This window comes from Allokutzneria sp. NRRL B-24872 (assembly GCF_002155965.1).
Taxonomy (GTDB): Bacteria; Actinomycetota; Actinomycetes; order Mycobacteriales; family Pseudonocardiaceae; genus Allokutzneria.
Genome location: NZ_MUMH01000018.1, coordinates 69,023 through 91,249, shown reverse-complemented (window position 1 = coordinate 91,249; position 22,227 = coordinate 69,023). Strand labels below are relative to the sequence as shown.

At 70.4% G+C, this 22,227-nt stretch carries 21 protein-coding genes and 1 riboswitch; of the genes, 15 read left to right on the top strand and 6 right to left on the bottom strand.

The genetic code is table 11. The annotated features are described in order from the left end of the window. Positions 1 to 22 precede the first annotated feature (22 nt). Positions 23 to 134: riboswitch (TPP riboswitch) on the bottom strand. Between the two features lie 48 nt (positions 135 to 182). After that, positions 183 to 500, top strand: a complete 318-nt coding sequence (locus CCN37_RS05285) for a 4a-hydroxytetrahydrobiopterin dehydratase (protein ID WP_086819509.1) — start codon at positions 183 to 185, stop codon at positions 498 to 500. Here the strand turns inward: CCN37_RS05285 and CCN37_RS05280 are convergent. Both CCN37_RS05280 and ychF read right to left on the bottom strand, forming a co-directional pair. Next, positions 478 to 1,653 carry an alkaline phosphatase PhoX gene (locus CCN37_RS05280; RefSeq protein ID WP_086819508.1) on the bottom strand — a complete coding sequence of 392 codons (1,176 nt, stop codon included), beginning with the start codon at positions 1,651 to 1,653 and terminating at the stop codon, positions 478 to 480. The genes CCN37_RS05285 and CCN37_RS05280 overlap by 23 nt on opposite strands. Before the next feature lie 205 nt (positions 1,654 to 1,858). Next, positions 1,859 to 2,938: a redox-regulated ATPase YchF gene (gene ychF / locus CCN37_RS05275; RefSeq protein ID WP_086819507.1), complete on the bottom strand. Its 1,080-nt coding sequence runs from the start codon at positions 2,936 to 2,938 to the stop codon at positions 1,859 to 1,861. Between the two features lie 127 nt (positions 2,939 to 3,065). Between ychF and CCN37_RS05270 the strand changes: the two genes are divergently transcribed. Continuing rightward, positions 3,066 to 4,562 carry a DNA-3-methyladenine glycosylase 2 gene (locus CCN37_RS05270; protein ID WP_210407875.1) on the top strand — a complete coding sequence of 499 codons (1,497 nt, stop codon included), beginning with the start codon at positions 3,066 to 3,068 and terminating at the stop codon, positions 4,560 to 4,562. After that, entirely contained in the window at positions 4,559 to 5,071 is a 513-nt protein-coding gene (locus tag CCN37_RS05265; RefSeq protein WP_086819557.1) for a methylated-DNA--[protein]-cysteine S-methyltransferase, read from the top strand. The genes CCN37_RS05270 and CCN37_RS05265 overlap by 4 nt, the downstream gene beginning before the upstream one ends. Positions 5,072 to 5,077: 6 nt before the next feature. Here the strand turns inward: CCN37_RS05265 and CCN37_RS05260 are convergent, their stop codons facing one another. Both CCN37_RS05260 and CCN37_RS05255 read right to left on the bottom strand, forming a co-directional pair. Further along, a complete protein-coding gene (locus tag CCN37_RS05260; protein ID WP_086819506.1) occupies positions 5,078 to 8,029 on the bottom strand; it encodes an AAA family ATPase in 2,952 nt (983 codons plus the stop codon). Continuing rightward, positions 8,026 to 9,177: an exonuclease SbcCD subunit D gene (locus CCN37_RS05255; protein ID WP_086819556.1), complete on the bottom strand. Its 1,152-nt coding sequence runs from the start codon at positions 9,175 to 9,177 to the stop codon at positions 8,026 to 8,028. The genes CCN37_RS05260 and CCN37_RS05255 overlap by 4 nt, the downstream gene beginning before the upstream one ends. A gap of 320 nt (positions 9,178 to 9,497) precedes the next feature. On the opposite strand from CCN37_RS05255, the gene CCN37_RS05250 reads away from it, so the two are divergent. Beyond that, positions 9,498 to 10,460 (top strand): DNA recombination protein RmuC, encoded by a 963-nt coding sequence (locus tag CCN37_RS05250; protein ID WP_246842831.1) that lies wholly within the window; start codon positions 9,498 to 9,500, stop codon positions 10,458 to 10,460. Positions 10,461 to 10,639: 179 nt separating this feature from the next. Then, complete coding sequence (locus CCN37_RS05245) at positions 10,640 to 11,557, top strand: DUF6542 domain-containing protein (RefSeq protein ID WP_086819504.1); 918 nt, start codon at positions 10,640 to 10,642, stop codon at positions 11,555 to 11,557. A gap of 107 nt (positions 11,558 to 11,664) precedes the next feature. On the opposite strand, the gene CCN37_RS05240 is transcribed toward CCN37_RS05245, so the two are convergent. Then, positions 11,665 to 12,633, bottom strand: a complete 969-nt coding sequence (locus CCN37_RS05240; protein ID WP_086819503.1) for a 4-hydroxy-3-methylbut-2-enyl diphosphate reductase — start codon at positions 12,631 to 12,633, stop codon at positions 11,665 to 11,667. A gap of 155 nt (positions 12,634 to 12,788) precedes the next feature. Between CCN37_RS05240 and CCN37_RS05235 the strand changes: the two genes are divergently transcribed. The 10 genes from CCN37_RS05235 to CCN37_RS05190 all read left to right on the top strand — a co-directional run bounded on the left by CCN37_RS05235 (position 12,789) and on the right by CCN37_RS05190 (position 21,152). Further along, entirely contained in the window at positions 12,789 to 13,301 is a 513-nt protein-coding gene (locus CCN37_RS05235; RefSeq protein ID WP_086819502.1) for a lipid droplet-associated protein, read from the top strand. Next, a complete protein-coding gene (xseA, locus tag CCN37_RS05230; RefSeq protein WP_086819501.1) occupies positions 13,298 to 14,527 on the top strand; it encodes an exodeoxyribonuclease VII large subunit in 1,230 nt (409 codons plus the stop codon). Before CCN37_RS05235 ends, xseA begins: the two co-directional genes overlap by 4 nt. A gap of 118 nt (positions 14,528 to 14,645) precedes the next feature. After that, entirely contained in the window at positions 14,646 to 14,975 is a 330-nt protein-coding gene (locus tag CCN37_RS05225) for a sugar ABC transporter substrate-binding protein (protein WP_371503601.1), read from the top strand. Then, positions 14,972 to 15,214: an exodeoxyribonuclease VII small subunit gene (locus CCN37_RS05220; protein ID WP_086819499.1), complete on the top strand. Its 243-nt coding sequence runs from the start codon at positions 14,972 to 14,974 to the stop codon at positions 15,212 to 15,214. Before CCN37_RS05225 ends, CCN37_RS05220 begins: the two co-directional genes overlap by 4 nt. A 257-nt stretch (positions 15,215 to 15,471) precedes the next feature. Further along, positions 15,472 to 16,518 (top strand): class II fructose-bisphosphatase, encoded by a 1,047-nt coding sequence (gene glpX / locus CCN37_RS05215; RefSeq protein ID WP_086819498.1) that lies wholly within the window; start codon positions 15,472 to 15,474, stop codon positions 16,516 to 16,518. Positions 16,519 to 16,662: 144 nt separating this feature from the next. Beyond that, complete coding sequence (locus CCN37_RS05210) at positions 16,663 to 17,424, top strand: trypsin-like serine protease (protein ID WP_086819497.1); 762 nt, start codon at positions 16,663 to 16,665, stop codon at positions 17,422 to 17,424. Between the two features lie 172 nt (positions 17,425 to 17,596). After that, on the top strand, positions 17,597 to 18,361 hold the full coding sequence (locus CCN37_RS05205; protein ID WP_086819496.1) for a trypsin-like serine protease: 765 nt from the start codon (positions 17,597 to 17,599) through the stop codon (positions 18,359 to 18,361). 219 nt (positions 18,362 to 18,580) lie between these two features. Beyond that, positions 18,581 to 19,348: a trypsin-like serine protease gene (locus CCN37_RS05200; RefSeq protein WP_086819495.1), complete on the top strand. Its 768-nt coding sequence runs from the start codon at positions 18,581 to 18,583 to the stop codon at positions 19,346 to 19,348. 217 nt (positions 19,349 to 19,565) lie between these two features. Continuing rightward, positions 19,566 to 20,354, top strand: coding sequence for a trypsin-like serine protease (locus tag CCN37_RS05195; RefSeq protein WP_086819555.1), 789 nt, complete (start codon positions 19,566 to 19,568; stop codon positions 20,352 to 20,354). Positions 20,355 to 20,543: 189 nt separating this feature from the next. After that, positions 20,544 to 21,152, top strand: coding sequence for a L,D-transpeptidase (locus tag CCN37_RS05190; RefSeq protein ID WP_371503600.1), 609 nt, complete (start codon positions 20,544 to 20,546; stop codon positions 21,150 to 21,152). 48 nt (positions 21,153 to 21,200) lie between these two features. Here the strand turns inward: CCN37_RS05190 and CCN37_RS05185 are convergent, their stop codons facing one another. Next, positions 21,201 to 22,181, bottom strand: coding sequence for an NAD(P)/FAD-dependent oxidoreductase (locus CCN37_RS05185; RefSeq protein WP_086819494.1), 981 nt, complete (start codon positions 22,179 to 22,181; stop codon positions 21,201 to 21,203). Between the last annotated feature and the right edge of the window lie 46 nt (positions 22,182 to 22,227).

The following is a 22,227-nucleotide window of genomic DNA, read 5'->3' as shown; positions in this document are numbered from 1 at the left end:
GTTGTCGTGACCACGAGGCACCGCGAGCGGCGCGCAACCTCCCTACACCGGCATGACCCGGATCAGGTTCGTACGGTCGAGGGCTGGCGGCCCTCCTCTCAGCCCGGCTACACCGGGCTCCCGTGGCGGCCCCAGCCTACGTCGGACTCGCGTCGAGCGGGAGCCGCGGCCACCATGGGGACATGGCCCGACTGCTGAACGACGAACAGGTGACCGAGGCGCTCTCCGCCCTTCCGCACTGGCGCCAGCAGGGCAGGGAGCTCGTCCGCACGGCGGAGCTGGCGAGCTTCACCGATGCGATCCGGGTGGTGAACCGTGTGGCGGAGATCGCCGAGAACGACGACCACCACCCGGACATCGACATCCGCTGGCGCACGTTGATCTTCCGGTGCTCCACGCACTCCGAGGGCGGGGTCACCGCGCTGGACGTGTCGCTGGCCGGGGAGATCGAGGGCGTGCTGGAGGCGCTCGGCGGTCTCAGCGGCGGAACGGCCCCTTGACCTCGAAGGTGATCCCGTCGGTGACCTCGCCGGAGAGCCCCCGCTGCGAGGAGAAGTAGAGCCGCGTGCCGTCCGGGCTGAAGGTCGGCCCGGTGACCTCGGAGCTCGCGTGCTGGCCCACCAGGCGGCAGAACGGCGCCACCACACCCTTGGGCGTGATGACGCACATCTCCATGTTGCCGCCGTCCTCGGCGACGTAGAGGTCGCCGCTGCCCGCTCGCGTGATGTTGTCGACGCCGAAGAGCACCGGCGGCTGCTGCGGCTGGTCAGCACCGTTGTAGGCGAGGTCGAGCGTGCTGTTGCGGGCGTCGTAAGTCCACACGCGGCTGTCTCCCGCTGTGGTGAACCAACACGTGCCGTTGGCGTAGAAGCAGCCCTCGCCGCCGAAGAACTTCTTCATGCCCGGCACCTGGAAACGGGTCTCCACCGGATCACCGAACGGATCGGGCACTGGTTTCCAGGCGACAGGACCGCAGGTCAGCTCGTCCGGCGCGCACAGCACCTCGACCCGGCCCGAGGACAGGTTCGGCCAAGCGTCGGGGATGAAGCGGTAGAAACCGCCCTCCAGCTGGTCCTCGGTCATGTAGATGACCTTGCGCTCCGGGTCGACCGCGCAGGCCTCGTGCATGAACGTGCCCATCGCGGGCCGCACGATCGCCTTCCTCCGCCCCCACGGATCGGTCTCGTAGACCTGACCGCGCGGCACCTCCTCGCAGGAGAGCCAGGTGTTCCACGGCGTCGCCCCGCCCGCGCAGTTGGTGTCCGTCCCGTGCAGCACGTTGTAGGCATCGGCGACGCTGCCGTCCCTGCGGAACCGGATCGCGCTCACGCCGCCGAGCAACCCCTGCGACTTCGGCAGTTCGCTGTTGGCGACGTAGATCCACCCGCTGCCGTCCCGGAAGCACGCCCCCGCGTCCGGTGCCCCCGGCCAGACGTAGTCGGTGCCCGCCACCTTCTGCCCGGCCCGGCCGATCACCCTGCTGGTGAAGCCCTTCGGCAGCATCACCCCGTTGGCATCGGCCCGCCGCAGCTCCCCGTACGGACTCGGACCGGGCTGCGCCCCCGCCGCGAGCGCCCCGTGCCACGAAGCCCCGCCAAAGGCCGCGGCGGTGGCGCCCACCACCGCGGCCCGAAGAAAACCTCGACGTTCCACGTGCGATCTCCCCAGATTCGACGTCCGGCACACGCCGGCCCCATCGATCCTGACAAGAGGTGAGCAACACTCACCACACGCTTCGAATCCCCTGACTCAGCTCGCTGACGCAATCATTGCGTCACTGCGTCAGGGCAGGTGTCAGCCTGCGCGGCGACACCAGCCGCACCGGTATCGGCGAGCTCGACCACTGACAGGGCAGGGCCTAGACGTTGAAGCGGAAGTCGACCACGTCGCCGTCGGCCATCACGTAGTCCTTGCCCTCCATGCGGACCTTGCCCGCCGAGCGAGCCGAGGCCATCGACCCGGCCTCGACCAGGTCCGCGAAGGAGACGATCTCCGCCTTGATGAAGCCGCGCTCGAAGTCGGTGTGGATGACGCCGGCGGCCTGCGGAGCGGTCCAGCCCTTGCGGATGGTCCACGCGCGGGACTCCTTGGGCCCCGCGGTGAGGTAGGTCTGCATGCCGAGGGTGTGGAACCCGGCGCGGGCCAACGAGTGCAGGCCGGGCTCCTCCTGGCCGATGGTCTCCAGCAGCTCGCGCGCGGACTCCTCGTCCAGCTCCAGCAGCTCGGCCTCGACCTTGGCGTCCAGGAACACCGCGTCGGCCGGGGCGACCAGCTCGCGCAGCTCCTTCTTGCGGGCCTCGTTGGTCAGCACACCCTCGTCGGCGTTGAAGACGTAGAGGAACGGCTTGGTGGTGAGCAGGTTCAGCTCACGCAGCTCGGTCAGGTCCACCTCGGACTGCGCCGCGAAGAGGGTGCGGCCGCCGTCGAGGATGTCCTTGGCCTTCTTGCCCTCCTCCAGCGCCGCGCGGCGGTCCTTCTGGACGCGCGCTTCCTTCTCCAGGCGGGCGAGCGCCTTGTCCAGGGTCTGCAGGTCGGCGAGGATCAGCTCGGTGTTGATCGTCTCGATGTCCGACACCGGGTCGAAGGTGCCGTCGACGTGGATCACGTCCGGGTCGTCGAAGACGCGGACGACCTGGCAGATCGCGTTCGCCTCGCGGATGTTGGCGAGGAACTGGTTGCCAAGGCCCGCACCCTCGGAGGCGCCGCGCACGATGCCCGCGATGTCGACGAAGGACACGGTCGCGGGGACGATGCGCTCGCTGCTGAAGATCTTCGAGAGCTGGTCGAGCCGCGCGTCGGGCAGCGGGACCACGCCGACGTTGGGCTCGATGGTGGCGAACGGGTAGTTCGCGGCGAGCACGTCGTTGCGGGTCAGCGCGTTGAACAGGGTGGACTTGCCCACGTTGGGCAGCCCGACGATGCCGAGGGTGAGACTCACGTCTGGGGAGTCTAGGTGCCCGCCCGAGCGCCTCCGGCCACGGGCGGGGAGAACGCCTGCGCCCCCGGTGATCGCCGCGGCGGATTTCCGCCAGCCGAGGCACGCCGCTGCTGGCAGCATCGGTGCCGTGCTGGTCGATTCAGAGCGTGCCTACCGGGCCGTCGCCTCCCGCGACGCCCGCTTCGACGGCTGCTTCGTGCTGGCCGTGCGCACCACGGGCATCTACTGCCGCCCGTCCTGCCCGGCGATGACGCCGAAGCGCCGCAACGTCGAGTTCTTCCCGACAACGGCGGCCGCCCAGTCCTCGGGTTACCGGGCCTGCCGCCGCTGCCTGCCCGACGCCGTGCCCGGCTCCCCGGAGTGGGACCTGCGCGCCGACCTCGCGTCCAGGGCGATGCGGCTGATCGGTGACGGTGTCGTCGAGCGCGAGGGCGTGCCGGGGCTCGCCCGCAGGCTCGGCTACTCCGAGCGGCACCTGTCCCGGGTGCTCACCGCCGAACTGGGCGCGGGACCGCTCGCGCTGGCCCGAGCGCACCGGGCCCACGCCGCGCGCACGCTGATCGAGACGACGGCGCTGCCCTTCGCCGACATCGCCTTCGCCGCCGGGTTCTCCAGCGTGCGCCAGTTCAACGAGACCATCCAGGCCGTCTTCGCCACGTCACCGTCCGTGCTGCGCGCGGGCGCGCAGAAGCGCCGCAGGTCGGACGCCCCGGTCGAGCCGAGGACCGGGACGATCACCCTGCGCCTGCCGTTCCGCCCGCCCATGGACGCCGAGGGCGCGCTGGCTTTCCTCGCCGCACGGGCGATTCCGGGCGTGGAGCACGTCGAGGCGGGTGTCTACTCCCGCGCGATCGCGCTGCCGCACGGCGCCGCGACCGTGCAGCTGGAGCCCACCCCGACCCACGTGCACTGCCGCCTGCGCCTCGTCGACGTGCGCGATCTGGGCGCGGCCGTGTCCCGCGTCCGCAGGCTGCTCGACCTGGACGCCGATCCGCTCGCCGTGGACGAGGTGCTGTCCGCTGACGCCTCCCTCCGCTCGCTCGTGACCGCGACACCCGGGATTCGGGTGCCCGGCACCATGGACGCGCACGAAATGCTCGTGCGCGCGCTGCTCGGCCAGCAGGTGTCCGTGGCCTCGGCCCGCACCAGCGTCACCGCGCTGGCCCGAGCACTCGGCACCCCGCTCCCCGCCGCCGAGGGGCAGCTGACCACGCTGTTCCCCACGGCGGAGGCCATCGCCGCGCACGGCGCCGATGTGCTCACAGGCCCGGGCAAGCGCGTCGAGACGGTGCTCGCCGCCTGCGCCGCCCTCGCCGACGGATCGCTGGACCTGCACATCGGGCGCGACGACGAGGAACTGGTCGCCGAACTCCAGGAACTGCCCGGCATCGGTCGCTGGACCGCTGACTACGTGGCCATGCGCGTCCTCGGCACGCCGGACGTCCTGCTCGCCACGGACACCGCCATGCGCAAGGGGGCCGGAGCACTCGGACTACCGTCCGATGTGGACGGTCTCCGGACCCGCGCCAGGTCCTGGCGTCCCTGGCGGTCCTACGCCGGAATGCACCTGTGGCGCGCCGCCGCGCTGGCCGCGTCCGCCCCGAACTCGAGGAGAACCGCATGAGCACGGCCACGACCGCCCACTCCGCGACGGTGGACACGCCGATCGGACCGTTCACCGCGATCACGGCCGAGGACGGTGTCGTGCTGGCCTCCGGTTGGACCGGCGCCGTCGACGACCTGCTCGTGGTGATCTCGCCGAGCCTGCGCCCGGCCGAGGTCAAGCCCCGCGCCGAACTCGGGGCCGTCACCAAGGCGATCCGCGACTACCACGCCGGTGAGCTGGACGCGGCAGCCGAATTGCCCGTGCGGCAGCGCGGTGGAGAGTTCATGGAGCACGCATGGACCACCCTGCGCACCGTGCCCGCGGGCAAGCCGGTGACCTACGCCGACTACGCCGCCCTCGCCGGGCGCCCCCAAGCAGTTCGCGCGGCCGCGTCCGCGTGCGCTCGCAACGCCGCCGCGCTGTTCGTGCCGTGCCACCGAGTCTTGCGCACCGGTGGTGGGATCGGGGGCTTCCGATGGGGCGTCGAGGCCAAGCGCTGGCTGCTGGACCACGAGGACCTGGGGTGACGTCGTTCAGCCGGTGACCACCTCCAGACTGGAGCCGGTGGTGTCCCGCGCCTTGCGCACCCGCAACCGGGTTGGAATGCGCTGGCGCAGCTCCTCCACGTGCGAGACCAACCCCACGACGCGCCCGCCGGCCCGCAGTTCGTCGAGGGTGTCCATCACGAGGTCGAGGGTGTCCGCGTCGAGGGTGCCGAAGCCCTCGTCCACGAACAGGGTGTCGAGCAGCGCGCCACCGGTCTCCGCCGCGACGACGTCGGCGAGGCCCAGCGCGAGGGCGAGCGAGGCCAGGAAGGACTCCCCGCCGGAGAGCGTCTTCGCGGGCCTCGTCCGCCCGGAGTAGCCGTCCAGCACGTCGAGCCCGAGACCGCCGCGCGTGCCCCGAGCCCCTGCGGCATCGGAGTGGACGAAGGAGTAGCGCCCCTGGCTCATCCGTTGCAGGCGTTCGGTGGCCGCGACCGCGACCTCCTCCAGCCGGGCGGCGAGGACGTAGGAGCGCAACGACATCTTCCTGGTGTTCTGCCCACGACCGTTGACCACGTCGGTCAGGGCGTTCAGCTCGGCGAACTCGGCCTCCAACGGCGCGAGCACGGCCCAGGCCGCGCGGAGTTCGCGGCCAAGGCCGACCACGTCGTCCCTGCGCCGCCGCGCCGCGTTCACCTCGCTGAGCGCAGCCGAAGCGACAGCGCTCGCCTCCCGTGCGGCAGCTTCGGCTTCGGCCACGTCCACCGAGGCACCGGGGTCGATGTCGGAGAGTTCGGGCTCCGCCAGCACCGATCTCGCGGCCGCCTCTCTGCGGTCGAGGTCGCGGATGCCTCGCTCCAGCCGCTCTCGCTCGGCTTCCTTCACCACAGCGTCCAAGGCCGCGTCGAGGTTGTCGAATCCCGCTTCAGCGACGGCGGCCAGCACGGCCGCGCGCTGGCGGTCAGCGCGGTCCTCGGAGTCCGCGAATGCCCGGCGCGCGTCGACGAGTGCGGTCAGGGCCTTTGCGGCGTCGAGAAGCCACGCTCGCCTCGCCGACACATCAGGGTGGTCGCCACGCGCCTCCTCCAGCCGCACCGCGCGACGCTCGATCGCCTCGGTCAGTGCTGCTTGCTCCGTCGTGCGAACCGCCACCGACCGGTCAGCCTCGCCGTGCTCGCTGCGCGACTGGTCGAGCTTGGCCTCCAGTTGGTGCAGCTCCGCCGTCCGAGTGCGCACAGCGGCAGCAGCGGCGTTGGCCGTCCTGTGCTGCGCGTCGACTTCGCCCAGCAGTTTCTTCAGCTCGTCGGCACTGCGACCGTCGAGCCGTTCCCGGAGCGCCGCGACAGTCCGTTCGGCCTCGCGCAGCGCCTCGCTGGCCATGTCACGACGACGAAGTGCTTGCTGTTCAACGCTTTCCGCTCGACGCTCGTCCGATTCGGTGACGCGCTCCGCCGTGCGACTCGCGAGCGAGGGGTGCTCCTCGCCACCGCACACGGGACATGGCTGCCCTTCCGCGAGCCCTTCAGCCAGCTCCGCGGCGATGCCGTGCAGCCGGCGTTGCCGCAGGTCGAGCAGGAGTTCCCTGGCGTTCTGGTGCTCGTCAACGGCGCCTCGGAACGCCGTGGCGACACGTTCGTGGACGCTCGCGGCCTGGGGTAGCGCCTCCGCGTCGCGCACCAGTGATCGCAGCTGGTCCCGCTGCCCGACAAGGTCATCCAGCCGCAGCGCCGAGGCCTTCGCCTGGTCGACGGCGGCCCGGCAGCCGGTGATCCTCTCCGGCAGTGCGCTGACGATCTCGTCGAGTTCCTTGACCCGCCTGCGGAACGTCTCCAGCTCCCGTTCCACCTGCACCAAGCGCACGCGGTCGTGGTGCTGCTGCTGGGCTTCCGCAGCGAGTTCGGCGAGCTGACCGGCGAGTTCCTGGGCCTCTGCGGCCCTGGACCGCAGCTGCTCCACCGAGCTGCCCTCGTCGCCGACCCTCGCCGCAGCTCGTTCCACCGCGGCTCGCGCTCGCAGCAGCTCGGCTTCGACCCCGGTGAGCACCACGTGCGCCTCGCGGACCGGAACCGCCTTCCGCGCCGCGGTCAACGCCAAGGCCCACGTCCGCTTCTCCGCACGCATCTCGTCCACAGTGGACAGTTCAGCTGTTGCGACGCGCACTCGCCGCACCCGGTCGGCCAGCTCGCGGCGGCGCACGAGTTCGGCGTCGGCGAGCCCGTGCACGCGCTTCGTCTCGCGCTCCTTCTCCGCTGCCTGCTCGACAACGGCCGTGCAGGACGAGATGAGCCCGTCGAGCCAGCCCTCCTCGTCCTCGGAGAACTCAGTCCCCGCGGCCTGCGCGATGCGTGCGACGAGCATCCGCGCACCCTGCTGCCGCTCTTCGAGCTTGCGACCGGCTTCCCTGCGGTGCTCCATGAACCACAGCTCCACCTCGCGGAACCGCTCGGTGCTGAACAGCCGCTCCAGCAGCTTCTCCCGCTCAGAGGTGTCCGCGCGGAGGAAACGGGCGAAATCTCCCTGCGGCAGCAGCACGACCTGGAAGAACTGCTCGGCGCTCATCCCGAGCAGTCGCTGGACCGTCCTGGCCACCTCGTCGATCCGGGTGACGCCCTCGCTGGTGTGCCCGGGCGGGGCATCGCTCAGCCAGGTCAGCGACGCTTTGGCGTTCTGCGTCGTCTCACCGCCGCCACGGCGCTTGGGGCGGACGTACTCCGGGCTCCTGGTGATCCGGAGGCGGTGGCCCTGCACGCTGAAGTCGAGCACGACCTCGGTCGGTGTGTCCCGCTCGGCGTAGTCGCACCGCAGCCGCTTCGCCTCATCGCGCGCGCCGGGAACCCTGCCGAACAGCGCGAACGCCACCGCGTCCAGGACCGTCGTCTTCCCTGCGCCGGTTTCCCCGTGCAGCAGGAACAATCCGTCCCCACCCAGCGCGTCGAAGTCGACCTCCTCGCGCCCCGGGTAGGGACCGAACGCGGTGATGTCGAGCCTGTGCAGCCTCATACCTGCACCTCGGTTTCCCGCACCGACTCGATCGCTTCGTCCAGCAACCGCCGCTCGCGCTCGTTCGGCTCCGCACCACGGCAGTCGTCGACGAACCGGTGGGAGATCTCGACATCGCTGCGCCCGCGCACCGCCTCCACGTAGCGCAGCGGCGCGTCGTCCACCCCCGCCGGACGGAAGTCGATGTGCACGGCGTGCGGGAACCGTTGGTGCAGCCGCCTCATCGCGTCGAGCGGGCGCACGCGATCGGTGAGCACCACGGACAGGTACTTGTCCTCGAGCTCCGCGTGCGCGGGATCGGCGAGGAGGTCCTCGATCTCGCCGGAGACCGTGGCCAGCCCGCGCGGTGCCGGGAGGTAGACGCGCCGCACCTCGGCCAGTCCCGAGGCGTCCAGATCGACCAACCACACCGATTTGCGTTGCCGCATCTCGGAGAACGAGTACGCGAGCGGGCTCCCCGAGTAGCGGAGGTGTTCGGCGAGCACCTGTGGTCCGTGCAGGTGCCCCAACGCGACGTAGTCGACCCCGTCGAAGACGGCACCGGGAACCTGTTCGACGCCACCGACCGCGATCTTGCGCTCGGAATCGCTGCCCGCTCCGCCCGTGACGAAGGCGTGCGCGACCACCACCGACCGCGTTCCGGACGCGCGCTCTCGCAGGTCCTCGCGGACACGGCGCATCGCCTCCGTGAGCACCGCGGTGTGTCCTCGCCCCTCCGTCATGCCGAGCGCCCTGCGCGCCGGGTCGGGGTCGAGGTAGGGAATGCCGTAGAACGCAACGGGTCCGTGCTCGTCGGCGAGCAGAACGGGTTGGTGCAGCGAGGAGATCCTGGTGCGCAGGTGGAGCCCGCCCGCGGCGGCGAACTCGGCGAAGGCCCCCATCCTCGGCGCGGAGTCGTGGTTCCCGGAGGTGATCACGATCTGCGCACCCGCCTCGCGCAGCGAGCGCAGCGCCAGCACGCACGTCTCGACCGCCTCCGCCGAGGGCACGGCGCGGTCGTAGAGGTCACCGGCCACCACGGCGACGTCGACCCGCTCCGCGGCCACGAGGTCGGCGAGACCCGTGAGCACGGCGGTCTGGTCGGCCAGCAGATCCCTCCCGTGGAAGGTGCGGCCGACGTGCCAGTCGGAGGTGTGCAGCACTCGCATGGCGATCACGGTAGACACAGTCGCCGGGAATTCCCGGCAACGCCAAGGGCAAGTCGCGGCCTGGGTGAAAATCGCTTCACCGGGTTCGGTCGGCCGCGATCCGCGTTTTGTTCGCGTAGTGCGCTTTTCGCCCGGTCAGGGGCCACCGCATGTCTCCGGAACGGTGCTCTGACGGCACTTCGCGACCGGCGAAGTTGTCTGGACGGGGTGAAGCGAATTCCACCCAGGGCCCACCCCAGCTCCACTTTGTCGGGGCGGCGGTACATCATCGCCATGTGACCTCCGTTGTGATCACCGCTCTCGCCGTGCTGGCCCTGCTGATGGCCGGCGCGTTGTTCATGCTGTGGCGCCTCTACACCGACGGCGTGCGGCGCACCGACATGGCGATGGCCATGGTGGAGACCGAACGCGGCAGGGGCAGGGAGCAGCAGGCCGCCCTGCACAGGTACGAGGTGGCCTTCTCCTCGGTCACCGGCAGGGGCGAACTCGGCGAGCAGGTGCTGGTGGAGACCGCGCGGGCGCTGGGACTGCGCGAGGGCCTGCACTTCACGCTGCAGACCGACCTCGCGGGCGGCGGTTCGGCGAAACCGGACCTGTTGCTGCTGGTCGGCGGCGACCGCAGGGTGCCGGTCGACGCCAAGGCCAGCATGGCCTGCTGGGCCGAGGCGGTGGAGACCGACGACGCCACCGAGCGGGCCGACGCACTCCGGGTGCACGTGCGCAACATCCGGTCCAGGGCGGCGGACCTCGCGGGCAAGGGCTATCAGCGGTGGGCCGACGCGATCTACGGGACGATCATGTTCGTGCCGTCGGACGCGGCGGTGGTCGCGGCGCTGGACACCGACCCGAACCTGCTGCGCTGGCTGCTCGACCGACGGATTTTCCTCTGCGGCCCAACGGGTTTCGCCGTCCTGGCCTCGGCGGCGCTGTTCGCCGCGACCGAGCGGACGCTGGTCGAGGACATGGAGAACGTGCGCGCGCAGGCGGCCCGCGCGCACCGGTCGGCGAGCAACGCGGTGGAGGCGGCCAACCTGTCGAGCACCCACCTCCAGCGATTCCTGTCGGCCCGGCGCCGCGAACTGGACGCGCTGGACAGCTTCAGGGGTTCGGCGCAGCCGTTGACCGAGGCCGCGGCCAGTCCGACGCCGATCCCGGCCGTTCGGCACTCCGAGGAGCTCTCCGGTTCGGGCAACGGTGAGGTCGGCGGTCAGGTTGGAGATCGGGCCAGTGCGGTCGGCGGGAAGCGGCTCGACGGGCAGGGGGTGATCGACGACGAACGCTGACCGGGCAACCGAGACGGCCCGGATCACCGTTTCGGGTAAGTCCGGACACGTCGAATTGCGGAGGCGGTCTTCACGTTTCCTGAAATACCGCTGGTGAATGGCGTTCCAGTGGGGTGGTCAAGCCATCCACGTCACTCCATGCTGCGGACGTTGACTCCGCACGGACTAACGTGGAACGGGTGACCGCCACACGCGACCGTCGAAGCGACGTCGGGCCAGACCCGCGTTGGGCGCTGCGCTCCGCCTTCAGCGACAACGGCATACCGTGGTGGGCCGCTGCGGGGCTCGCCGCCGGTGTCTCGGCGGTCATCGCGTTCATCGCTGGCCCGGACGGTTTCCTGTTCTCGGCGTTCTTCTTTCTCAGCTGCGTGGCCGCCGTGGCGATGGTGCAGCGGATCGCGATCTTCGGTCCGATGGTCCAGCCGCCCCTGGTCATGGTGGGCGTGGTGCCGATCGTGGTGCTGCTCTCCGGCGCGGGCGGCGAAGGGCTGTCCGGCAAGGCGCTGAGCATCGGCAAGCCGCTCATCGAGTCGTTCCCGACGATGGCGCTGACCACCGCGGTCACCGTCGGCATCGGCGTGGTCCGCATGTTCAACCAGCGTCGGCCCGCCGAGGACGTGGGCGAGCCGGAGGCGAGGCGTCCGTCTCGGCCCTCTGGGAGGGCGACGCGGGACGAGCGGCGCGAGGACCGCTTCGACGACGGCCACGTCGACGGCCGTGGCGGGCGCGAGGAGCGCGGGAGGGACGACCGCGGACGAGGCGGTGAGCGCGCGCCGCGCGAGCGGGCTCAGCGGCCGCCGCAGGCGGACCGGCCGCGCCCGGGCGCGCGCGAGCGAGGCGAAGCCGATCGAGCGGGAAGGCCCGCGCGCGGGCAGCAGGACCCGCGTGGCGCGCGGCAGCAGCCGCCGTCGCGGGCTCCGCGTCCCGCGCAGGGTCAGGGGCGGCAAGGTCAGGAACAGAGTCCAAGGCAGAAGCCGGGTCAGGGACAGCAGCCGCCCCCGCGCCAGCAACCGCCGCGCCCGGGACCGGGCGGGCGGCCCCAGCGACCGAGTCAGCAGCCGCCTGAGCGGCGTCCTCGCCGGGACGACGGCTACTGAGGCCTGCGCGCGGCGCGACACCCCACAGAACGACACCCCACAGAACGACACGAGCCCGGTGACGGTGTCACCGGGCTCGTGCGTTGGTTCGGACGCGTTGGCCGGACTCAGGAGTTGGCGACCTGCTTGAGGTCGCGCTTCAGCTCGCGCGGGAGCTGGAAGGTGATCCGCTCGTTGGCGGTGGTCACCAGCTCCACGTCCTCCCAGCCGCGCTTCTCCAGCATCGCCAGCAGGTCCATCACCAGGATGTCCGGCACGGACGCGCCGCTGGTCACGCCGATGGTGCCGACGCCATCCAGCCAGGACAGGTCGACCTCCTTGGCGTAGTCGATGAGGTAGGAGGCCTTGGCGCCGTACTGCAGCGCGACCTCGACGAGGCGCACCGAGTTCGACGAGTTCTTCGAGCCGACGACGAGCACGAGGTCGCAGTCCGGCGCCATGGTCTTCACCGCGACCTGGCGGTTGGAGGTGGCGTAGCAGATGTCGTCGCTGGGCGGGTCCTGCATCTCGGGGAAGCGCTCGCGCAGCTGCTTCACCCGGACCATCGTCTCGTCGACGCTCAGCGTCGTCTGGGACAGCCAGACCACCTTGGACGGGTCGCGGACCTCGACCTTGTCGGCGTCCTCGGCGGTGTCGACGAGCTGCACGTGGTCGGGGGCCTCACCAGCGGTGCCCTCGACCTCCTCGTGCCCCTCGTGACCGATGAGCAGGATGTCGTAGTCGTCCCTGGCGAAGCGGCGAGCCTCGTTGTGCACCTTGGTCACCAGCGGGCAGGTGGCGTCGATGGTGCGCAGGTTGCGGTCGGCGGCCTGCTCGTGGACGGCGGGTGAGACGCCGTGCGCGGAGAAGACGACGAGCGCGCCCTCGGGCACCTCGTCGGTCTCGTCCACGAAGATCGCACCGCGGTCGCGCAGGGTCTCGACCACGTACTTGTTGTGGACGATCTCCTTGCGGACGTAGACCGGGGCGCCGTAGGTCTCCAGCGCCTTCTCGACGGTGATCACTGCTCGGTCCACGCCTGCGCAGTAGCCACGGGGGTTTGCCAGCAGCACGCGCTTGGGCTTGGAGGTGGTCATGCCCCCACCCTACGGACGGCCGCGCGCGCGAGTCATCCCACCGTCGACTGAGCGCACTGGGCCAAACGGGAAACACCGAGCCTAGTTGATCGCGCGGGGCCGCGAAAAGCACGCACGAGTTCCCAGCCAGGACCGAACTGAGGCAGGCTAGACGCATGAAGTCCTTGCCACTGCCACTGCGCGTCGCCGCTGGTCTGGCGGTCACGGCCGTGGAACAAGCCCGGAAGCTGCCGCAGTCCCTCGCCGGGCTGCCGGTCACCGTCGCGAGCGTCGCCATGCAGGCGTCCATGCGGGCGCAGCAGCACCTCACGGAGCTGGCGATCAAGGGCGATGAGGCGCTCGCCACGTTCCGCCCCGCCGAGGAGGCCCCCGAATGGGCGACCTTCGACGAGGACGTCGACCTGAGCACGCCCGCCGCGGCCGAGCCGGTCGAGAACGAGGCCGTCGAGAACGAGGACGGCGACACCAAGGACAGCGACATCGAGGACAGCGGCCCGGAGGCCCTGCCCGGCTACGACGATCTCACCTTCGCCCAGCTGCGCGGGAGGTTGAAGACGCTGACCGCTGAGCAGCTGGACGACCTGCTCGCCCACGAGCGCGCGCACGCCGACCGCGAGGCGTTCGTGCGGATGCTGTCCAACCGGCTCGCCACCGTTCGCGGCACATGAGCTCACCGAGCAGCGCCGACGAGCCCTGGCCGGTGCGCACGGTCGCCCGCAAGATCGCTGAGTGGATCAACCGGCTCGGCGCGGTGTGGGTGGAGGGCCAGGTCACGCAGATCTCCGCGCGCCCGGGAACGGGCACGGCCTTCCTGACGCTGCGCGACCCGGCGGCCGACATCTCGCTCCAGGTGACCTGCGCGCCCGCACTGCTGCGCGGCATGGAGCTCTCCGAGGGCAGCCGCGTGGTCGTGCACGGCCGCCCCTCCTACTTCGCCGGGCGCGGCACGCTGAGCCTGCGGGTCGACGAGATCCGCGCGGTCGGCGTCGGCGAACTGCTGGCGCGGATCGAGCGGCTGCGGCAGCTGCTGGGCGCGGAGGGCCTTTTCGACTCGCGGCGCAAGCGCAGGCTGCCGTTCCTGCCCAACCGCGTCGGCCTGATCACCGGACGCGCCTCCGCCGCGGAGCGGGACGTGCTGACCAACGCCCGCGCGCGCTGGCCCTCGGTGCACTTCGAGGTGGTCAACGTCGCGGTGCAGGGCCCGACGGCGGTGCCGCAGATCGTCGAGGCGCTCGGGAAGCTGGACGCGGACGCGGCGGTGGACGTGATCGTGCTGGCCAGGGGCGGGGGCAGTGTCGAGGACCTGCTGCCCTTCTCCGACGAGACGCTGTGCCGCGCGGTGGCCAAGTGCCGGACGCCGGTGGTCAGCGCGATCGGCCACGAGCCGGACACCCCGCTGGTCGACCACGTCGCGGACCTGCGCTGTTCCACGCCGACGGACGCGGGCAAGCGCGTGGTGCCGGACATGGGCGAGGAGAGCGAGCGCATCAGGCAACTGCGGAATCGTGCTCGCCGAGCTCTACACGGATGGGTGGATCGAGAACACCGGTTGCTGAACTCGCTGCGCAGTCGACCGGCGCTGGCCGATCCGATCACTCCGCTGCGCAACAGAGCTGACGAGGTAAGGGGGCTGCGCGATCGGGCCCGCCGCGTGGTCCGCGCTGAGCTCAGCGCGGCTTACACCGGGCTAGAAGCGACTAAAGCACGCTTGACGACCTTGGGACCTGCGTCCACTCTGGCCCGCGGGTACGCGATCGTCCAACGCCTCGCACCCGATGGGAGCACACACGTGCTGCGCCATGTGGCCGACGCTCCCCCGGGAACCAGCTTGCGCGTGCGCGTCGTGGACGGTTCGGTGCATGCCGTCGTGCCTGAGGAGAGCGAACAGCGCTGAACGGAGGTGTGCGGTGCCCTTTCCGGCCCGAGAGCCGACGTTCCTGCCATTGACCGTAGCCGCTGCCCGAAGTGCGGCGGACAGCCAGGTCGGTCCACCGGAGCGCGGGAGCGCGCGGGTGGTGCAGCGGCGTGCCGAGGAGGCCAACGCCGCGGCGGCCGAGTGCTGGTCAGCCCTGCTGGGCGGCTGCGTGTCCGCGGCGCGGCTCGGCCTTCCGGCTAGGCTGCGCGCGTTGTCCGAGGCGACGTCGATCTACGTCGGCGATGTCTGGTGGCTCGGCGGCGGTTCGGTCCAGCGGCGCAGGGTGACCGCGGCGGAGGACCGGATCGGCGAGGCGCTCTTCGAGGGCGACGGGGCCGAGTTCGCCGAGGCCTTCATCGGATACGACCAGGCGGTGGCCACCGCGGTGGTCCGGATGCAGAGCAGGTTGGGGAGTCCCACAGCGTGAACGACAGCGGCGCGAGCACGGAGCTTGATCCCGAACTGGCCGCGCTGAGCTACGAGGCCGCGCGCGAGCAGCTGGCCGACGTGGTGCGCAAGCTGGAGGCGGGCGGGCTCTCCCTTGAGGACTCGCTGGCGCTCTGGGAACGCGGCGAGGCGCTTGCCAAGGTGTGCGACCGCCACCTCGCCGGAGCGCGGGAGCGGGTCGACCAGGCGCTGGCCTCCGTCGAGGGTGACGACCGCTAGACGGGGTCTCCCTCGTAATCGATTCTTCCAGCGACGTCTGACGCCGTGGACGCTCCGAACGGAGTTGTCCACAGGTTTGTCCACACCTGGGGGAGCTGCCCACAGGGGTGTTGGATTGGTCACCATCGGGGCCCACCACCTGGTTCGCGGCTGACTCGGCAGGTGTCTGATCTGCGAGGATCGCTCGTGCGCGGTGTTCGATCCACCGCGCACGGCAGATCAACGGCGATCCGCCGCACCCACCAGGGAGGCGCGATATGAGCACCAGTTCGGCCCGTCGTCGGGAAGCCCCCGACCGCAACCTCGCCCTTGAGTTGGTCAGGGTCACCGAGGCCGCCGCGATGGCAGCGGGTCGCTGGGTGGGGCGCGGTGAGAAGAACCGTGGTGACGGCGCCGCCGTGGACGCCATGCGCAAGCTGATCGGCACCGTCTCGATGCGCGGCGTCGTGGTGATCGGCGAGGGCGAGAAGGACGAGGCGCCCATGCTCTACAACGGCGAGGAGGTCGGCAACGGCGACGGGCCCGACTGCGACGTCGCGGTGGACCCGATCGACGGCACCACGCTGATGAGCAAGGGCATGCCCAACGCGCTAGCGGTGCTGGCCGTCGCCGAGCGCGGCGCCATGTACGACCCGTCCGCGGTGTTCTACATGGAGAAGCTCGCGGTGGGACCAGAGGCGGCGGGCGTGGTGGACCTGGAGGCGCCGGTCGCGGAGAACATCCGCAGGGTGGCCAAGGCGAAGTCCACCGACATCTCCGACGTGACCGTCTGCATCCTGGACCGGCCCCGGCACGAGCGGCTGGTGGACGAGGTGCGCAGGGCGGGCGCGCGCATCCACTTCGTCAGCGACGGCGACGTGGCGGGGGCGATCTCCGCCGCGAGGTCGAACACCGGCGTGGACATGCTGCTGGGCATCGGCGGCACCCCCGAGGGCATCATCGCCGCGGCCGCGCTGAAGTGCGTCGGTGGCGAGATCCAGGGGCGGCTGTGGCCCAAGGACGACGAGGAGCGGCAGCGCGCCATCGACGCCGGGCACGACCTGGACCGCGTGCTCACCACCGACGACCTCGTGCGCGGCGACAACATCTTCTTCTGCGCGACCGGTGTCACCGACGGGGACCTTCTCCGTGGAGTCCACTACCGTTCGGGGGGTTGCACGACGCAGTCCATCGTGATGCGGTCCAAATCGGGCACGGTGCGCTTGATCGACGGTTACCACCGGTTGACCAAGCTGCGTGAGTACTCCTCGGTCGACTTCGACCGTGCTGAGGACGAGGACCAGGAGGCCCTGCCGCTGCCCTGACGGGCGCAGGTGTCCGGCCCGAACGGTCCACTCCGGAAGTCCGTTCGGGCGGATACCTCCAGCGGGTTACCCCGAAAGGATTAAAGAAGCACGCTCATTGTGACTCCTGGCAGAGGGCGCCAGGGGCGGAATGAGGAGTGATCAGTGCGTACTCGTTCTCTGATCGTCGGGGTCCTCGCAGCAGTAACCGCCATCGGCGGTCTCACCCTGCCCGCCGCCGCGGCGGCAACCCCACAGGACGACGTCTCTTCCCGCATCATCGGCGGCAAGCCCGCCAGTGAGGACTACTCGTTCATGGCTTCCCTGCAGGGGAGCTCCGGCAAGCACTCCTGCGGTGCTTCGCTGATCAAGGCCGACTGGGTCGTCACGGCCAAGCACTGCGTCGGCTCCGGCGCCACCGGCATGCAGTTCCGGATCGGCACCAAGACCCACAACGCCGGTGGCACGGTGGTGAAGGCGGCCAAGGTCGTCACCCACCAGTCCATCGACATCGCGCTGGTCAAGCTGGCCAACCCGGTGCAGGAGAAGACCATCGCGGTTGCCGACTCGGCGGGCGCGGACGGCACGGCCACCCGGATCATCGGCTGGGGCCTGACCTGTCCGACCCGCGGCTGCGGCGACGTGCCCGTGCAGCTGCAGGAGCTGGACACCAAGATCAAGCCGGACAGCGCGTGCACCGGCATCACCGGCGCGCAGGAGATCTGCACCGACAACCCCGGCGGCAACTCCGGCGCCTGCTACGGCGACTCCGGCGGCCCGCAGGTGAAGAAGGTCGGCGGCACCTGGCAGCTGATCGGCGCCACCAGCCGCGCCGGCAACGGCAACCCGACCTGCGCCACCGGCCCGTCGATCTACGTCGACGTGACCACCTTCAAGGACTGGATCGCGCAGAACACCGGCGCCTGAGGCGCCCGCTGAACTCGGCCCCGCCGTCCCCCGCGACGGCGGGGCCGAACCCTCTCCCGGTGACGGTGGGTAGCCCCGTCCAAAGTAGGTGTCCGGACGAACGCGAGCGCTGTTTACCTTTTCGTGACCCTTCCGGCAGAGGGCGCCGGAAGGCGTGAAAGGAGAGAGAACAGTGCGTACTCGTTCTCTGATCGTCGGTCTCCTGGCCGCGACCGCCACCGCGGTCGGCGGCTTCTCCCTGCCCGGTGTCGCGGCCGCGACACCGGACGGCGATGTCAGCACCATGATCGTCGGCGGCGGCAACGCCACCGAGACCTACTCGTTCATGGTGTCCCTGCAGCGCAACGGCGGGCACTTCTGCGGCGGCTCGCTGATCAAGGCCAACTGGGTCGTGACGGCGAAGCACTGCGTCCAGGGCACCAGTGCCTCCTCGATCCAGGCCCGGATCGGCAGCACCAACCGCACCAGCGGCGGCCAGGTGCTGGGCGCGAGCCGGATCGTGCTGCACCCGAGCGTCGACCTGGCGCTGGTCCAGCTCTCCGGCTCCTCCACCCAGCGGCCGGTGTCCCTCGCGGACAGCTCGGGCGCGGTGGGCACCAGGACCCGGATCATGGGCTGGGGCCAGACCGTGGCGAGCGGCCCCGGTTCGGCGCCGATCACCCTGAAGGAGCTGAACACCTCCATCCGCTCCGACGGCGACTGCCGTGGCATCAACGGCCCCGCCGAGATCTGCACCGACAACACCTCGGGCAACCAGGGCGCCTGCTACGGCGACTCCGGCGGCCCGCAGGTGAAGGGCAGCGCGGGCAACTGGACGCTGATCGGGGCGACCAGCCGCAGCGGCAACGGCAGCTCGATCTGCGCGACCGGCCCGTCGATCTACGTGGACGTCCCGGCGCACCGCAGCTGGGTCTCCTCGAACACCGGCGGACTGTAGAACCACTGGAGAGCCCCTTTCCGTCACGACGGAAAGGGGCTCTTTGGCGTTCTCAGAAACTTTGATCCGAATTGGTGAAAGGGTGAGGAATTATGCCGCCGAGTGCCACGGAGTTGTACACCTCCGACGCTGCCAACAGGCGGTACTCGGAACGTGTCGTGGATCACTAGCTTCATTCTCAGCTCCGGCAGAGGGCGCCGGAGCGAGAGGAGCACTTCCGTGAAGATTCGCGCACTTCTCGTCGGTCTGCTCGCCACCGCGGCCACCGCGCTCGGCATGGCCGGGACGGCGGTGGCCACCCCCGCCGCGGACCCCGGTGACGTCGGCACGATGATCGTCGGCGGCGGCAACGCCACCCAGACCTACTCGTTCATGGTGTCCCTGCAGAACACCTCGGGCGGGCACTTCTGCGGCGGCTCGCTGATCAAGGCCAACTGGGTCGTGACGGCCAAGCACTGCGTCCAGGGCAAGTCCCCGGCCTCGATCCGGGCCAGGATCGGCACCACCAACCGCACCAGCGGCGGCAGCTACGTCGGCGCCGCCGCGATCCACACCCACCCGAGCTACGACATGGCGCTGGTGCGCCTGTCCAGCTCGGTGGCGCAGGCCCCGATCAAGGTCGCGGCCAGCTCCGGCGCGGTCGGGACCGCGACCCGCATCATCGGCTGGGGCCAGACCTGCCCGAGCCCCGGCGGTTGCGGCGCGCCGGTCACCCTGCAGGAGCTGAACACCTCGATCGTGGCCGACGGCTCGTGCAGCGGCATCTACGGCTCGGTGGAGATCTGCACCAGCAACCCCGGCGGCAGCGCGGGCGCCTGCTACGGCGACTCCGGCGGCCCGCAGATCAAGATGGTCAGCGGCCAGTGGCAGCTGATCGGCGCGACCAGCCGCTCCGGCGGCGGCTCGACGTGCGCCGTGCGCCCGTCGATCTACGAGGACGTCCCCGCCTTCCGCAGCTGGATCAGCGGAATCGCGGGCGCCGTCTAACAACGGTGTTCGAGCGGCCCGTCGCACTCCGGCGGGCCGCTCCTTTACTGCGTTCGGGCCATCACGGCCGCCCTGTGCGCTCGAATCGACGCGCTATGGGCCATTGGAGGGACGGCGCATTCGATTCCCCTTTTGCCGGTACCGCCCAATTAGGAACGAGCGTTTACTTTCCATTCATCCCGGTTGAGGGCACCGGGGTTGAAGGGGCGTGAACACCATGAAAATGCGTTCTCTGCTCATCGCGGTGACCGCCGTCGCCGCCACCCTGCTCGGCCAGGGAACGGCCGCCGCGACTCCCGCCGGAGACGTGGGTTCCCGGATCGTCGGCGGCGGCGACGCCACCGAGACCTATTCGTTCATGGCGTCGATGCAGGCGAAGGCCACCGGCGCGCACCGCTGCGGGGCCTCCCTGATCGCGCCGCAGTGGCTGGTCACGGCCGCGCACTGCGTCGCCCAGCAGAACCCCGCCGACTACCAGTTCCGCATCGGCAGCACGAGCCGCACCGGCGGCGGTGAACTGGTCGGCGCGGACAAGTTCGTCCAGCACCCCTGGTACATCCCGGTCTTCCTGGGCTGGAACGACATCGCCGTGGTGCACCTGAGCGCCCCGGTCAGCGCGGAGCCGATCAAGATCGCCGACGCCTCGCCGGCCGCGCAGACGGCCGCGCGGATCATCGGCTGGGGCCTGACCTGCCCCGAGCGCGGCTGCGGCCAGCCCCCGGTGACGCTCCAGGAGTTGAACACCAAGATCGAATCTGACAGTTCCTGCTCGGCGATCCCCTTCGACGCGCAGCACGAGCTGTGCGTGGACGCGCCGAACAACACCGCGAGCGCCTGCTTCGGCGACTCCGGCGGTCCCGCGCTGCTCAAGGCGGACGGCGTGTGGCGGCTGGCCGGGGCGACCAGTCGCGGGCAGAGCCTGCGGTGCACGTCGGGCGACACGATCTACAGCGATGTGACCAGTCACCGCGACTGGATCAACCAGCAGCTGGGATCGATTCGGTAAGGCCACCCGGACGGCTGGGGCCCGCAACCCTGCGGCGGGCCCCAGCCCATTTCCGGTTTGCTGATTGATCATTTCGGGTAAATCTCCCGTGAAGGCAACCAAGGCCGGATGAGTCGCGTCATGGAATACGAGCCAACAAGTGCGGCTCGTGATGCCGGTTCCGGCAGACCTTGGGGGTGCGACGTGTACGTGCGCAAGACCGTGATGGCCATGGCGACGCTGACAGCGGCGGGGCTGCTGCTGACAGCCTGCGGCGGCACCAGCGACGTGCAGAACGCCGCGCAGCAACAGCCGATCCCCACCTCCTCGAGCGTCCAGCCGACGACGGCTCCGACAACGACGCAGCCGAGCACCACCCAGCCCACGACCACCACGCCGCCGAGCACGACGTCGGAGAAGCCCAAGCCGAAGCCGGAACCCAAGCCCGAGCCGAAGCCGACGGGCGAGGCGCCGTGCACCAACATCGCGGCCAAGGCGTGCATCGACCTCTCAGCGAACAAGTCCTGGCTGCTGGACAACGGCAAGGTCGTCTACGGCCCGGTGCCGATCACCCACGGGCGCAAGGGCTACCGGACGCCGCCGGGCAGCTTCCGGGTGTTCCACAAGAACAGGAACCACAAGAGCAGCATCTTCAACAACGCGCCGATGCCGAACTCGGTGTTCTTCAACGGCGGCATCGCCTTCCACCAGGGCAGCCTGCGCCAGACCTCGCACGGCTGCATCCACCTGTCGCCCGCGGCCTCGCAGAAGTACTTCAGCTACCTCGGCTACGGCGACACGGTCCAGGTCGTTCCGTAAGCACCGCACAGGCTTCGAAGGGGCGTCTCCCGCGTGGGAGGCGCCCTTTCACATGTTGCTGGAGTGCCCAGGGAACAGGTGCGCGGCGGGGTCGAGCGCGACCGCGATGTTGTTCACCGCCGTCGCCGCCTCGCCGAAGCCGGTAGCGATGAGTCGGACCTTTCCTTGGTACTGGGCGACATCTCCGGCCGCGTAGACCAGCGGGCGCGAGGTCTTCCCGGTGGAGTCGGTGAGCACGGTGCGCTTGTCCAGCTCGAGCCCCCAGGTCTCGATCGGGCCGAGGTCGGCGGTGAACCCGAGCGCGGCGACAACGGCTTGGGCGGGCAGCTCCGAGGCCTCGCCGCTCTTGGCCCTCAACCGCACCGACGCGAGCGGATCTCCGACGAGCTCGGTCACCTCGGTGTCGACGATGATCGGCACGCCCAGTTCGCGCACCTGGCGCACGGTGGCCTGGTGAGCCCGGAAAACCGCTCTGCGGTGGACGACCGTGACGCTGCGGGCGATCGGGTGCAGCGCGAGCGCCCAGTCGAAGGCCGAGTCACCGCCGCCGACGATCACCACGTCCTGTCCACTGTGGACGGCCAGTTCGGGGACGAAGTACACGACACCGCGCTCCCCCGCGGGCAGCGGTCGCGGGCGGAACTCGCCGAGTCCGGCGGTGACCAGGACCGCGCGCGCCGACACCGAGCTGCCGTCCGCCATACCGACGAGCAGTCGACCGTCCACATCGGACAGTGTGCGGGCCTTGCGGGCGAGCAGGTAGGCCGGTTCGTACTGCGCGGCCTGCTCGACGAGCCCCGCGATCAGATCGCGCCCGCGCACGCCGGGGAACCCGGCCACGTCGTAGATCATCTTCTCCGGGTACATGGCGGTGACCTGGCCACCCGGCTCGGGCAACGAGTCGACCACCGCGACGCTGAGGTCCCGGAAACCCGCGTAGTAGGCGGCGAACAGCCCTGTGGGTCCCGCACCGACGATCAGCAGATCGGTTTCGGTGCTCGATCCCGCAAGCAGATCTTCGGTGTCCATGCATTCCGACAGTACGTGCTGCTCCTCACGCTGCCCACTCAAGATG